The organism is Bacillus sp. HY001, assembly GCF_007558965.1.
Taxonomy (GTDB): domain Bacteria; phylum Bacillota; class Bacilli; order Bacillales; family Bacillaceae_G; genus Bacillus_A; species Bacillus_A mobilis.
Map to the genome: position 1 here is coordinate 15,975 of NZ_VLTE01000059.1, position 13,311 is coordinate 29,285.

General features: G+C 35.4%; 15 protein-coding genes. 8 read left to right on the top strand and 7 right to left on the bottom strand.

Features of this window, described 5'->3' with window-relative positions:
* Positions 1-92: 92 nt before the first annotated feature.
* Positions 93-317: a hypothetical protein gene (locus FOT98_RS24130; RefSeq protein WP_063263169.1), complete on the top strand. Its 225-nt coding sequence runs from the start codon at positions 93-95 to the stop codon at positions 315-317.
* 34 nt (positions 318-351) lie between these two features.
* Here the strand turns inward: FOT98_RS24130 and mutY are convergent, their stop codons facing one another.
* A complete protein-coding gene (mutY, locus tag FOT98_RS24135; RefSeq protein WP_063263170.1) occupies positions 352-1,449 on the bottom strand; it encodes an A/G-specific adenine glycosylase in 1,098 nt (365 codons plus the stop codon).
* Positions 1,450-1,599: 150 nt separating this feature from the next.
* On the opposite strand from mutY, the gene FOT98_RS24140 reads away from it, so the two are divergent.
* Positions 1,600-2,580 carry a metal-dependent hydrolase gene (locus tag FOT98_RS24140; RefSeq protein ID WP_061676747.1) on the top strand — a complete coding sequence of 327 codons (981 nt, stop codon included), beginning with the start codon at positions 1,600-1,602 and terminating at the stop codon, positions 2,578-2,580.
* 24 nt (positions 2,581-2,604) lie between these two features.
* Here the strand turns inward: FOT98_RS24140 and FOT98_RS24145 are convergent, their stop codons facing one another.
* Positions 2,605-2,871 (bottom strand): YfhJ family protein, encoded by a 267-nt coding sequence (locus tag FOT98_RS24145; protein ID WP_000997857.1) that lies wholly within the window; start codon positions 2,869-2,871, stop codon positions 2,605-2,607.
* 123 nt (positions 2,872-2,994) lie between these two features.
* Between FOT98_RS24145 and FOT98_RS24150 the strand changes: the two genes are divergently transcribed.
* On the top strand, positions 2,995-3,153 hold the full coding sequence (locus FOT98_RS24150; protein WP_000517891.1) for a small, acid-soluble spore protein K: 159 nt from the start codon (positions 2,995-2,997) through the stop codon (positions 3,151-3,153).
* Positions 3,154-3,190: 37 nt separating this feature from the next.
* Positions 3,191-3,343: a YpzG family protein gene (locus FOT98_RS24155; RefSeq protein ID WP_000122093.1), complete on the top strand. Its 153-nt coding sequence runs from the start codon at positions 3,191-3,193 to the stop codon at positions 3,341-3,343.
* Between the two features lie 64 nt (positions 3,344-3,407).
* Here FOT98_RS24155 and FOT98_RS24160 read toward each other — a convergent pair whose 3' ends face one another.
* Together FOT98_RS24160 and recX are read right to left on the bottom strand one after the other, a co-directional pair.
* A complete protein-coding gene (locus FOT98_RS24160; RefSeq protein ID WP_063263171.1) occupies positions 3,408-3,725 on the bottom strand; it encodes a YfhH family protein in 318 nt (105 codons plus the stop codon).
* A gap of 10 nt (positions 3,726-3,735) precedes the next feature.
* Positions 3,736-4,548, bottom strand: a complete 813-nt coding sequence (gene recX / locus FOT98_RS24165; protein WP_063263172.1) for a recombination regulator RecX — start codon at positions 4,546-4,548, stop codon at positions 3,736-3,738.
* An 81-nt stretch (positions 4,549-4,629) separates the two neighbouring features.
* On the opposite strand from recX, the gene FOT98_RS24170 reads away from it, so the two are divergent.
* From FOT98_RS24170 to FOT98_RS24185, 4 genes are all read left to right on the top strand, one after another.
* The gene (locus FOT98_RS24170; protein WP_063263173.1) at positions 4,630-5,535 is read left to right on the top strand and encodes a TIGR01777 family oxidoreductase; all 906 of its coding nucleotides are present in this window, start codon (positions 4,630-4,632) and stop codon (positions 5,533-5,535) included.
* A 140-nt stretch (positions 5,536-5,675) separates the two neighbouring features.
* Entirely contained in the window at positions 5,676-6,806 is a 1,131-nt protein-coding gene (locus FOT98_RS24175; RefSeq protein WP_000698308.1) for an amidohydrolase, read from the top strand.
* A 241-nt stretch (positions 6,807-7,047) separates the two neighbouring features.
* Positions 7,048-7,605, top strand: coding sequence for a GNAT family N-acetyltransferase (locus FOT98_RS24180; protein ID WP_000914737.1), 558 nt, complete (start codon positions 7,048-7,050; stop codon positions 7,603-7,605).
* A 110-nt stretch (positions 7,606-7,715) separates the two neighbouring features.
* Complete coding sequence (locus FOT98_RS24185) at positions 7,716-7,835, top strand: YfhE family protein (protein ID WP_000358484.1); 120 nt, start codon at positions 7,716-7,718, stop codon at positions 7,833-7,835.
* Between the two features lie 525 nt (positions 7,836-8,360).
* On the opposite strand, the gene FOT98_RS24190 is transcribed toward FOT98_RS24185, so the two are convergent.
* The 3 genes from FOT98_RS24190 to pflB all read right to left on the bottom strand — a co-directional run bounded on the left by FOT98_RS24190 (position 8,361) and on the right by pflB (position 12,989).
* Positions 8,361-9,527, bottom strand: coding sequence for a diglucosyl diacylglycerol synthase (locus FOT98_RS24190; RefSeq protein ID WP_063263174.1), 1,167 nt, complete (start codon positions 9,525-9,527; stop codon positions 8,361-8,363).
* Positions 9,528-9,939: 412 nt separating this feature from the next.
* The gene (gene pflA, locus FOT98_RS24195; RefSeq protein ID WP_063263175.1) at positions 9,940-10,671 is read right to left on the bottom strand and encodes a pyruvate formate-lyase-activating protein; all 732 of its coding nucleotides are present in this window, start codon (positions 10,669-10,671) and stop codon (positions 9,940-9,942) included.
* 68 nt (positions 10,672-10,739) lie between these two features.
* Positions 10,740-12,989 (bottom strand): formate C-acetyltransferase, encoded by a 2,250-nt coding sequence (pflB, locus tag FOT98_RS24200; RefSeq protein WP_063263176.1) that lies wholly within the window; start codon positions 12,987-12,989, stop codon positions 10,740-10,742.
* Between the last annotated feature and the right edge of the window lie 322 nt (positions 12,990-13,311).

Here is a 13,311-nt window from a genome sequence, read left to right on the forward strand (position 1 = left end):
TTCCTTTAGAAGCTATCCGTCATTTTCTTTTGAAAAAATTTTGTATATATCTCTCATCACCCATTCAAACTATAGAAAATGGAGGTGGAAATATGTATATAGGACGCGATATGACTGAACTAACGATGGTTTCAAAAAGTGAATGGAAAGAAGATGAATTAGCTTATTTTCATCATTCATTACAACAGATTTTGCCTTATTTAAATGCAGAGGGTCAAAGTATTTACAAAGAAATTGTAATAGAAATTGAATCAAGAGGTGGCTTACAAGAAGGTGAAGCTAATTGGACTCATGGGACAAGAATTTCTTATGATTAAAAAAGTGTTCCCAATCTAGGGAACACTTTTTTACTTATTGCATCGTAATTTTCTCAACGCAATTCTCATAAATCGTACGATGCGATTTCGAGAAAGGTAACTGCTCAAATGCTTCTTTCGATACAAATTTCAATGTATCTGTTTCAACAATATCACCGGTTACTTTTCCGTAAAACACAAATATATCCCAAGTACGATGTGTAAACGTATGTTGCACATTCATTGCGTATTCTTCAATAGAAATCGAGAGCTCAAATTTTTCTTTCATATAATCTGTAAGCTGCTCTTTCTGGTTCCGAATCCCTTCGCCAAGTTCAGCATTTGGAAACTCCCACATGTTAGCTAATAACCCGGTACTTGGACGTTTATTAATGACGTAACGACCATCTTCCGTTTGAAGTACCCCTGCAACGATCGGTACCATTGTCGGAGCCTTCGCTTTACTTTTTACTGGTAACTCCTTTTGAACACCTTCAGCGTATCCTCGGCAATGCTCACGTACTGGACAAAGTAAGCATGCTGGATTTTTGGGAATACAAATCAGTGCACCTAATTCCATCAAACCTTGATTAAAATAAGATGGGTTTTCAGCCGAAATAATTTCACGTACAATCTCTTCAAACACTTTTCTAGTTTTCGGTTTTGCAATGTCATCCCATACTGATAAAATACGGGATAATACACGCATAACATTTCCGTCAACTGCCGGCTCTGGTATACCATATGCGATACTTAAAATAGCACCTTTTGTATAGGGTCCGACTCCTTTTAATTTTTCGATCTTCTTTACATCATTCGGTACAATCCCGCCGTATACTTCTTTTACTTCTTTTACGGCCGCATGTAAATTTCGTGCTCTAGAATAATACCCTAAACCTTCCCACGCTTTTAACACTTCTTCATCATCTGCATTTGCCAAAGCTTCTAGAGTAGGAAACTTCCCCATAAAATTCGCGTAATATGGTTTTACAGCTTCTACCCTTGTTTGCTGCAACATAATTTCTGAAACCCAGACGCGGTATGGATCTTTATTTTTACGCCACGGTAAGTCGCGTTGCTCTTTTTCAAACCAACCAATTAAATCATTTTGAAACTGCTCTATGTTAAAATTATTTAATATTTCAAGTGTCAAACTTGATCCCCCTCATTTTTTTGCATATAAGTACTATTATAAAGATTTTAGGAAAAAATTTAAGTAAGATGACATAGGAAATAGAAGGCAAAGGACTTGAGGTATCGAATAAAAAGAGTTACATTAATAAAAAAACGGAGGTGTATTTCTATGGACACAGCCACTCACCTTGTTATGGGCGTTACTCTAGGCAGTTTGGCAACGTTAGATCCAGCCATAGCACAAAGTGATATTGGACCACAAGCAGTTATGCTTGCTACAATTGCCGGTTCCAATATTCCTGACATCGATACAGTTTTAAAATTGCGTAATAACGCTAAATATATAAGAAACCATCGCGGGATTACTCATTCCATTCCTGCAGTGATTCTTTGGTCATTCCTTATAAGTGGCATCTCTTTCGCCTTCTTTTTAGACGCCCCATATTTGCACCTACTACTTTGGTCATTTATTGCCGTCTTTCTTCATGTCTTTGTAGATATTTTTAATGCCTACGGTACACAGGCATTACGACCCTTCACAAAAAAATGGGTAGCGCTCGGTATCATTAATACATTCGATACCGTCATTTTCTTTATTCATCTACTCGCTATTGCATGTATGCTCGTCGGTTCCCATAAAGGTTATACTGCCTTAGCAGCATATATATTGATGATCGTTTACTATATCGGACGGATTATGATGCATCGAAACATACGTAGCGTCGTATATAAACGTTTCAATAACGTTGAGAAGATAATCATTTCCCCTTCTTACAGATTTTATCATTATCATTTAGCAATCGTTACAACTGATTATTACTACGTTGCTAGATGGCATCGTGGTAACATCATGGTCTATGATAAATTCGACCGGGTACCGTTCCCAGATAACGCTATTATGCGCGCAGCGAAACAAGATGAAAACATCTCAGCATTTCTATCTTTTTCCCCTGTATATCGCTGGGACGTTTTCGATTATGATCATTATTACGAAGTTCGATTCATTGATTTGCGATATCGCAGTAAAGACTATTATCCATTCGTTGCAATCGTTCAACTCGATCATAATTTAAATATTATTAGTTCCTATACAGGATGGATTTTTAGTGAAGAAAAACTTCGAAAAAAGCTGGAGTTACTTCCACATTAAAAAAAGCGACTTAAGTCGCTTTTTTTAATGTTTCAAATGATCTTCTTGATTGATTAAATGACTATATTTCGGATTATTTGTACGCATTTCATGAAGGCGACCTCCATGATTATTAATCCATGTTCGTACCACTTGTTCAGTCATTTCATCACCTTGATAACGACCTGATTTAGCATAAGTTGTTTGAAAATCTTCCCACAATAATTCAACCCACGCACGAGCTTGTGCGTAAGAAAGTTTGTCATTTTTGTCTAATAATTCTTTTGTTAATGTTTCGTGAATATCATTCATGTTCTATTCTCCTTTTACCTATTTATTCCCTTAATTTCTAAAGGATAGTTTCTTCTATTTTGCACATTCTATAAGTGATACTTCTTAAATAGGTATCAACTGATGATGAGGAGGGCGTTCGCAATGGGTAAACAAGCCGAATTTTGGTCTGAGTCAAAAAACAACAGCAAAATCGACGGTCAACCGAAAGCGAAATCACGCTTCGCTTCGAAACGACCTAACGGCACAATTAACACGCACCCACAAGAACGTATGCGTGCTGCAAATCAGCAGGAAGAGTAGTACAAATTAAATTAACTTCCTACACGAGGTGATAAAGATGAGCTACCGTGATCGCTTAGATAGTCGTTCTGAATTATTTAACCATACGTGGACTCGTCCGAAACATGCTAAAGCGCAAGTTAACGGACAGACGCAACAAACCCAGTCTCTCATTATACTGGCGAATGAATGTAAAAAACGCCAATTTTAGAATCTCCTATCTCCTGTAACGCCTACCAAAGATGAAAACCAGAGAGATATTCGCTCTCTGGTTTTTATTTTTCTTGCAGTAAGGAAATCGGTATTCCAATCTCTTCATTATCATTTTGCTTATGTCCCCAAGCAAATACCCCATTGAAATACGTAATTTTAAATAATATACCAGGTTCTTCTACTAATTCATATGTCTCACCAATATGGAATTTATTTATGTCCGTCATATAAGCGCGAGCCATTGCCATCTTTCTCATTAATACATCGAACTCATTTACAATTCCAAGCTGCTCTGCCTTTATTGCTTGCTCTTTCAAAACCCCAATTTCTTCCCTTAGCTCATGTGGTGTCATCTCACTGTAGCGCTTTGGCATATTCATCTTATTCCCCTCATCCCTCTTCGCGTTTCATCTGCAAATATATCTCTATCTCATCAATAGAGAATCCTTTGCGATATAACGCTTGTTTCATCTTATTTTCGAATGTCCATCCATCATACTTCTTATATTTCTCATAATATTTATTCCCATGATAGTGTAACGCTTCTTGTTGCTGCTCGTCATCTTTTTCGTCTTTCAATCCTTCTAAACAAATTTGAATCACATCTCTAGAATATCCTTTACGAACGAGCATTTCGTCTAACTTTAGCTTCATTTGTAAAAAGGAATGCTTTTGATAAGACCTTTTCTTCTTTTCTATAAGAATTAAAGCATTCTCAATTTGCTTTTCCTTCGGATATTCTTGTAAACTATGCGTAATAATTAGATCCTGAACACCTTTATTTAACAACTCTCTTTTAATAACAGTGGGACCTTTTCGATTCACATTACTTTGCGTTCTCGTATATAAAACAGCGTACTCTTTATCATTAATATATCGGTCATGTAATAATTTCGAAACGACTTCAGAGATGATGGCCTGTCCCACTTCTTTTTTTCGTAAAAAATCTTCTATTTCTTGTTTCGTTCTCATTTGATAGGATAAATAGGAGACTGCTTGTAAATATGCTTTTTGTACCTCTTCATTGTACAAAATATTTCCTAACGCTATTTCATCAATTTCTAAGCCCTTTTGTAATCCGTGTTTTATTAAGATTACTTCATTCACACTAAACCCGTACTCTTCACCTTGACCTTTATCAATATAAATATTAAACCGTTCTTTCGATCGTTTTTGCACTTCTATTTTTGTAATGACAGCCATACTCTCACCTCTCTATTATTTTAACATAGTCAAGGAACGTTTTTGCTTTTCAAGAATATATATAATGAGGAGGAAATAATTGTGAGAATCGCAATTTCTGGTGGTACCGGCTTTATCGGTAAATACCTTTCTACTTTTTTTATTCAAAAAGGATATAATGTTTACATTCTTACTCGAAACAAAACTATTGAAACTTCCCGCCCTAACCTTCAATACGTACAATGGACACCAGATTTACAAACATTCCCCCTCTCTTCTATTGATGTAGTTATTAATCTAGCTGGAGAGTCTATTAATAGTAGATGGACAAAGAAACAAAAAGACTCCATTTTAAACAGTAGAATTCAAACAACAAAAGGACTCATTAAACAATTGCAAAAACTAAATACAAAACCACACACATTTATTAACGCAAGTGCTATTGGCTACTATGGAACGTCTGAAACTGAGTCTTTTACAGAACAGCATGAGATTCCTGGAAATGACTTTTTAGCAAATACAGTATATTCATGGGAACAAGAAGCATCTAAAGCTCGTTCTCTCGGAATGCGAACAATCTACGCTAGACTCGGAGTTGTATTAGGCGCAGACGGAGGAGCTCTTCCCAAAATGCTACTCCCTTATCAATTCTATATCGGAGGTACAATTGGATCTGGAAACCAATGGTTATCATGGATTCATATAGACGATGTCGTTCACCTTATTGATTTCATCATACACAAAGAAGAAATTGATGGACCTTTTAACATTACAGCTCCCCTACCTATAAGAATGAAGGAATTTGGAGAAACCATTGCAACTATAATGAAAAAACCTCATTGGTTACCTGTCCCTTCATTTATGCTTCACGCTTTATTGGGTGAGATGAGTATACTTGTACTAGAAGGACAACACGTATTACCTAGTAAAGCAATTAAACATGGGTATCAATACACATTTCCGGCAATAGACCATGCATTACAAAATATACTTTCGCATACAATGTAGTACTTCTAAAACACAGTTTTACAGGGGCCCCTTTCAAAACTTTCATGTTCTAGAATCCGGAGCATTATTACACAAATAATCTTTCAGTTACTTTCCCTTAAATTCCATTAATATTGTAAAGTAACAGAAATGAGGTACCTATGAAAATATTGCTCAAACAAGCCATTGTCTACCCTATTACATCCCAAAAATTTCAAGGGGATGTACTCGTTATAGGAGAAAGAATTGCCGAGGTCAAACCTTCCATTCAACCTACACAAGATATGACAGTTATAGACGCTCGTGCTCTTCATCTTTTACCTGGATTTATTGATGTTCATACTCATCTTGGTCTCTATGATGAAGGTACTGGTTGGGCTGGCAATGATGCAAATGAAACATCTGAAGTTTCAACACCACATATCCGTTCTTTGGACGGAATCCACCCTTTTGATATTGCATTTCAAGATGCTGTACAAAACGGAATCACAACTGTTCACGTTATGCCAGGAAGTCAAAACATTATCGGTGGTACTACTTGTGTAATAAAAACAGCTGGAACTTGTATTGATCATATGATTATTCAAGAACCTGCCGGCTTAAAGATTGCCTTTGGAGAAAATCCTAAAAAGGTCCATAGTAATGGAACAAAAGAATCCATTACACGTATGGGAATTATGGGATTACTTCGGGAATCATTCTATGAAGCACAGCACTACGGGCATGAAGCTGATTTTCGAATGCTACCTATCTTAAAAGCATTACGCCGCGAAATACCTGTACGTATCCACGCTCACCGAGCAGATGATATTAGTTCAGCTCTACGCTTTGCAACAGAATTCAACCTTGATTTACGCATTGAACATTGTACAGAAGGACACTTTATTGTTGAAGAGCTTTCAAAACACAATTTGAAGGTTTCAGTTGGCCCCACTCTTACACGCCGTTCTAAAATCGAACTTAAAAACAAAACATGGGATACTTACCATATATTATCGAAAAATGGAGTGGAAGTTTCTATAACAACAGATCACCCTTATACACCAATTCAATATTTAAATGTTTGTGCTGCTGTCGCAGTAAGAGAAGGATTAGACGAAAAAACTGCACTAGAAGGAATCACTATATTTCCAGCACGAAATTTACGTTTAGAGGATAGAATTGGCAGCATTGAGGTTGGAAAAGACGCTGATCTCGTGTTATGGACTCATCATCCTTTCCATTATTTAGCCAAGCCTGTACTAACCATGATTGATGGAAAAATAATTTACAAAAAAAATAAAAAAAACTAGTTTATTTTTTTGACTAGATAAAGTATTATACGATTATAAACTGAATGAAACCATAATCAATTTGTGTCGTGATTATCATTTTCAAATTGATGAATGGGGAAGGCAAATGGTGCGCCACCAGCGTTAGAAACTGGTTCTAGTGGGTTCGATTCCCACCCCGAAATTTTTTAAAGATTGATATAAAAATTTCGAGGGTGGGGTGCTTTTTCGTCATGCTACCCTCGTGTGAGGAGGAGTTAGTATGTTGAAAAAACGCGACTTACACGACAGCCACGTTCTATACGAGTTAATGGTGGATCCAGCTGTCTTCCCTTTTGTGCGTCAAAAGGCTTATTCTTATGAGGAATATTTATTTTTAACGAAACAAACGATTGAAGCTGAAGAGCGTGGGGAATTAATTTCACGCACAATTTTAGATGAATGGGGTAACCCTATCGGAACAATTACTTTATTTGATGTGCAAGAAAAAGCCGGATTTCTTGGAACATGGCTTGGCAAACCCTATCATGGAAAAGGCTATAATAAATTGGCGAAAGATTCATTTTTTAGTGAACTTTTCTATGAATTAGATATTGAAACAATTTTTATGCGTATTCGCAAAATAAATATTCGTTCTATTAAAGCTGCCGAAAAACTACAATATGTAAATCTAGCAAACGAAACAAGAAAAGCCGTTTATGATGAAATTAACGCAAATGAAGAAGTATATAACTTATATGAAATTCCAAAAGATCAATATACACTTGCTACAATGCGAGATACAACGTTCCAAGATGCTCACCAATTAAAAGAAGCATAATCTAAATTTTTAGAAAAAATAATTAATCATTAACATTTTGCCATATACGTATATCACCCCATGTCTTTGGAAACGATAGATAGTGACTTTAGGACACGAGGTGATTTGTAATGGATAAAAAGAAACGTGACAAAGCAAAAAACACATTATCTAGTACACAAGAGGTTCTCTACCAACGAGAATTTCGCAAAGCAGATCGCGCAGCGGGTTATCGCTCGAAAAGTATTTAAAGTGAGAATGAATAATTAGAAGTTTTCCCCCCTAATTATTCATTCTCATTACATATTTTTTCTACGTGATAGAATAGACAAAAAAGGTTCCTTATAAATAAGGAACCTTTTTTGTGGATAACGTTATCCACAAAAAAATATAGAATTGTGAATAAATTCTGCAAACCCTTCACAAATTTATATATTGTAACGCATAGTAAATGTTAGAATTGTGGATATTTTTCTAAAAATTGTGGACAATGTGGATATAGTTGTTAATATTTAGACTTTACTGTTTAATGAAAGCGTAATCTTCATGTGGATAAGTTAATACTTACTTTATCTTATAAAGTGAAACTTTAATCAGTGGGGGTTTTCTTCATCCCCCACTGATTATTAGCCCTCACCAATCGGACTTTTATGGGCAGTTGATCCCACACCTAACTTCTTTGCTTTCGCTGCATTTTGAGGTGGGGGTCTTACTGCCCATTAAAGCGGGATAAAACATAAAGAACCCTCTTTAAACATATAAAAGAGGGTTTCATATTAAGTAAATAATTGTGCAAGAGCAGGTGATTTAATAGGTATATGATTCGGTTCTACATGATTTTCTGCCAAAATTGTATCCACAATATGACCAGCTGGCTCCGGACGATAAATGCTTTTCATCGCTTCTTTCATTTGAAGAAGCTTCATATCATCTTGTAATAATGCCTCTGTCTTTGCAAAAACCTCACTATCATCACGAATGACAACTGCAGCTCCTTTTCTTTCAAAGTACATCGCATTTTCATTTTCTTGTCCTGGAACAGGCTTATATAAAATGACAGGTACTTGCAATGCTGCCGCTTCACTTAACGTAATACCGCCTGGCTTCGTAATCATACAAGAAGTAACACGGAATAATTCATCAATATTTTCAACATAACCAAATACTTTTAATGCATCAGGATTCTTTTCCTGTAACCCTAATAAATCCTGTTTTAACGCTTCATTTTTCCCACAAACGACAACTACTTGTAAATCAGGTACTGACATAAAGGATTGGCATAGTTCTTTTACACTTCCTAATACCCCATGAGCACCTGCTACAATTAGTAAAATCTTTTTATTCTTACATAACTGATATTTATTATATATAATGTCTGAATTGATCTTTAGTTCAAAACTACTACGAATCGGAATTCCAGTTTCAACAATTTGCTCCGCAGGCACACCGATATCAACCATAACTTTTTTCACGTGATCAGTTGCTACAAAATAACGATCTACTTCCCGATGAATCCATATTTTGTGCACACAAAAATCCGTTAATACGTTATACACAGGAATTGAAATACCTGTTTGCTTTTTCAACTCTGGTACAGCTATGATCGGAAAAGTATTAATAACAATATCCGGTTTCTCTGCTTGTAAAAGTAATTTCAAACGTTTTCTTCCAAAGTTCGCATACCAAGATGCTATTTTTTTATCATAAATTTTTTCTACGCCGTAATAAAACAAGCGGTATAATTCTTTTCCTATTGTATAACTTTTCAAATATAAATATTTTGTAATATCGGTTATAACTGGATGTGATTCTCCGAACAAATCACATACAATTACATCTTCAATTCCTTTTTGGCGAAATGTTTGTTCTAATGTTTTCGCTACTTGCACATGACCATTACCGTAATGTGCAGTTAATATTAAAACCTTGGGGTTTTTTATCAAACAAATCCACTCCTAGCTTATTGTTTCTCCATATTGCATATACGACAATAGGAAAAACATTTTCCTTAAAAATTACATAAACAGATTCTAATACTTCTCTTTCAGCTATGTACCTGTCGTGGATATGCAAAGCATATAAGATTGACCCCTTAATCCTATCTGTGCTCATATCTTTACATTATACTTTCCTATAAGAGCTTTCGCAATAACTTACAAATGTTCTCTATTCCATGATACTCACTCTTTTACTTCTTAATTCTTTTTACTATTTTGATTTCCCTTTACAATTATGTAAATTTCTCCACTTATTCCTTACAAAAATATGGATATTCTATTTTCAGTATACTCTTTTCCATATACATACTCTAGGTTTTATTGTGAAGAAAGCAAAAAGCCTAACCCAATATTTGGATTAGACTGCTTGTAAAATATGTCTTGCTTGTTCTACATTTTTTTCAGTAGGTGGTTCTACATTCGCAAGTGGATACTTATGTCCAAGTGCCTCCCATTTATATACACCAAGCTTATGGTACGGTAGCACTTCGACTTTCTGAACATTAGACAGACTTTGAATAAAGCTAGATAATTTTTGTAGATCCTCTTCATTATCCGTAATACCAGGAACTAATACGTGTCGTACCCAAATCGGTTTATTTTTATCCGATAAATAACGAGCAAATTGTAAAATATGTTCATTTGGTTTTCCTGTTAATTTACGATGTTTCTTTGAATCAATATGTTTCAAATCCAATAAAACTAAATCTGTGTAATCCATTAAAATATCTAGCTTATTTTGGAATTCTGGTTCTTCAGAATAACAACCACCCGAAGAGTCAATTGTTGTATGAATTCCAGCTTCCTTACATTTCTTAAATAATTCAATTAAGAAATCTAGCTGTAATAATGGTTCACCACCACTAACTGTTATACCGCCTCCAGAAGCTTCAATAAACGGAAGGTAACATGTCACATCCTGCATTACTTCTTCAACTGTTATTTCGTTTCCTTTACCAATCTCCCACGTATCAGCATTATGACAATATTGACAACGTAATAAACACCCTTGTGTAAATATGACATAACGAATTCCTGGGCCATCGACAGTACCACAAGACTCTACAGAATGAATTCTTCCTTTTACCATGTTACTTCCTCCTTTATTGAAGCAGCCTCCCTCTGCTATTTATATAAAGCAGAGGGACACTTTTTCACTTACATACTTTCATGCATTGTGCGGTTAATTACATCGATTTGTTGTTCACGAGTTAATTTAATAAAGTTTACAGCGTAACCAGATACGCGAATTGTTAATTGTGGATATTTTTCAGGATGTTCCATTGCATCCATTAATGTTTCACGATTAAATACGTTAATATTTAAGTGATGACCTTCTTTTACTGCATAACCATCAAGCATTGATACTAAGTTACGTACTTGTACATCATCTTCTTTACCAAGTGCTTTTGGAATAATAGAGAATGTATTAGAAATACCATCTTGTGCATCTTCATATGGTAATTTAGCTACAGATAATAATGAAGCTAATGCACCTTTTGTATCACGGCCATGCATTGGGTTCGCACCTGGTGCAAATGGTTCTCCAGTACGGCGACCATCTGGAGTGTTACCAGTTTTCTTACCGTATACAACGTTAGATGTGATTGTTAAGATCGACATTGTATGAACAGAATTTCTGTATGTTTTATGTTTACGAAGTTTATTCATAAATGTTTTTACAAGATTTACAGCGATTTCATCTACACGATCATCATTGTTACCGTATTTAGGGAAATCTCCTTCGATTTCAAAGTCAACTGCAATTCCGTTTTCATCACGAATTGGTTTTACTTTTGCGTGTTTAATTGCACTTAAAGAGTCTGCTACTACAGATAGACCCGCGATACCTGTTGCCATTGTACGAAGAACATTTGTATCATGAAGTGCCATTTCAATACGTTCGTAGCTATATTTATCGTGCATGTAATGAATAACATTTAATGTGTTTAAGTATAGACCCGCTAACCATTCCATTGTCATATCAAACTTATGCATAACTTCTTCATAATCTAATACTTCAGAAGTAATTGGTGCGTACTCAGGACCAACTTGTGCTTTAGATTTTTCATCTTTACCACCGTTAATCGCATATAATAATGCTTTTGCTAAGTTTGCACGTGCACCGAAGAACTGCATTTGTTTACCAATTCTCATTGCAGATACACAACAAGCAATTCCGTAATCATCGCCGTAGTCAGCACGCATAATGTCATCATTTTCATATTGAATTGCTGATGTTTTAATAGACATTTTCGCACAGTAGTTTTTAAAGTTCTGTGGTAATTGTTTAGACCAAAGAACTGTTAAGTTTGGCTCTGGAGCTGGTCCTAAATTATCTAATGTATGCAAGAAACGGAATGAGTTCTTTGTTACTAATGGACGACCATCTAATGCCATACCACCGATAGACTCAGTTACCCAAGTTGGGTCACCAGAGAATAATTCATTATAATCAGGTGTTCTTGCAAATTTCACAAGACGTAATTTCATAATGAAGTGATCCACAATTTCTTGTACTTCTTCTTCTGTTAAAGTACCATTTGCTAAATCTCTTTCAATATAAATATCTAAGAATGTAGAAGTACGTCCAAGACTCATCGCAGCTCCGTTTTGCTCTTTAATTGCTGCAAGATATGCGAAGTATAACCATTGGAATGCTTCTTGCGCGTTTGTTGCAGGCTTAGAAATATCAAAGCCATGAGAAGCAGCCATTTGTTTTAACTCTTGAAGGGCACGCATTTGCTCAGATAACTCTTCGCGTAAACGCATTGTATCTTCACTCATTACACCGCCAGTTAAATTCAAATCAGCTTTTTTCACTTCAATTAAATGATCAATACCATATAATGCTACGCGTCGGTAGTCACCGATAATACGTCCACGTCCGTATGCATCTGGAAGACCAGTAATTACACCTGATCTACGAGCCGCTTTCATTTCTGGTGTGTATGCATCAAATACACCTTGATTATGCGTTTTTCTCCAATCCCTGAAAATACGACTAAGTTCTTTATCCATTTCGTATCCATAAGATTCACAAGCTTGTTCCGCCATACGAATACCACCATATGGTTGTAAAGAACGTTTAAATGGTTTTTCAGTTTGGAAACCGACTACTTTTTCAATATCTTTATTTAAATATCCTGGTTCATGTGATGTAATAGAAGAAACAATTTTTGTATCCATATCAAGAACGCCACCGTTTTCACGTTCTTTCGTTGTTAAATCCATTACTTGATCCCAAAGTTGTTTCGTTGCTTCAGTTGCTCCCGCTAAGAAAGATTCATCTCCTTCGAAAACGTTTACATTATTTAAAATGAAATCGCGAACATCAATCTCTGCTTTCCATTTTTCACCTTTAAAGTTTTCCCATGCGTTTTTAACATTTTCTAATACTTGAGTCATCCTAATCTCCTCCATTTTTGATTAGTACAGGACTAAGATTTTTTATATAACAGCTTACACACTTAGAATACTACTTTTTGGCGAAAGTGAACGAAATAGTTGTGACATGTTTGTGAAATGTTGAGCAATCTACTATATGCATAGTGTTAACTTCACTTAAAAGTCTTTATAATTAACCCTTTCCTTAATTGTATTTTTTTGGTATCCTTATATACGAGTCCTATTTTGTAATACAAGAACAATACCCATTGTAGAGCTGTAATACTCTTATCTCCTAATCTGTTATAGTTTTTATAACAGAACAAAAAAGTGTACATATGTT

Bases quoted from the DNA above. Each gene is read 5' to 3' on its own strand.
- FOT98_RS24185 (WP_000358484.1), top strand. From the start codon at position 7,716: ATGGATAAAAAGAAACGTGACAAAGCAAAAAACACATTATCTAGTACA.
- pflB (WP_063263176.1), bottom strand. From the start codon at position 12,989: ATGACTCAAGTATTAGAAAATGTTAAAAACGCATGGGAAAACTTTAAA.
- FOT98_RS24130 (WP_063263169.1), top strand. From the start codon at position 93: ATGTATATAGGACGCGATATGACTGAACTAACGATGGTTTCAAAAAGT.
- FOT98_RS24180 (WP_000914737.1), top strand. From the start codon at position 7,048: ATGTTGAAAAAACGCGACTTACACGACAGCCACGTTCTATACGAGTTA.
- FOT98_RS24150 (WP_000517891.1), top strand. From the start codon at position 2,995: ATGGGTAAACAAGCCGAATTTTGGTCTGAGTCAAAAAACAACAGCAAA.
- pflA (WP_063263175.1), bottom strand. From the start codon at position 10,671: ATGGTAAAAGGAAGAATTCATTCTGTAGAGTCTTGTGGTACTGTCGAT.
- recX (WP_063263172.1), bottom strand. From the start codon at position 4,548: ATGGCTGTCATTACAAAAATAGAAGTGCAAAAACGATCGAAAGAACGG.
- FOT98_RS24160 (WP_063263171.1), bottom strand. From the start codon at position 3,725: ATGAATATGCCAAAGCGCTACAGTGAGATGACACCACATGAGCTAAGG.
- FOT98_RS24145 (WP_000997857.1), bottom strand. From the start codon at position 2,871: ATGAATGATATTCACGAAACATTAACAAAAGAATTATTAGACAAAAAT.
- FOT98_RS24155 (WP_000122093.1), top strand. From the start codon at position 3,191: ATGAGCTACCGTGATCGCTTAGATAGTCGTTCTGAATTATTTAACCAT.
- FOT98_RS24140 (WP_061676747.1), top strand. From the start codon at position 1,600: ATGGACACAGCCACTCACCTTGTTATGGGCGTTACTCTAGGCAGTTTG.
- FOT98_RS24175 (WP_000698308.1), top strand. From the start codon at position 5,676: ATGAAAATATTGCTCAAACAAGCCATTGTCTACCCTATTACATCCCAA.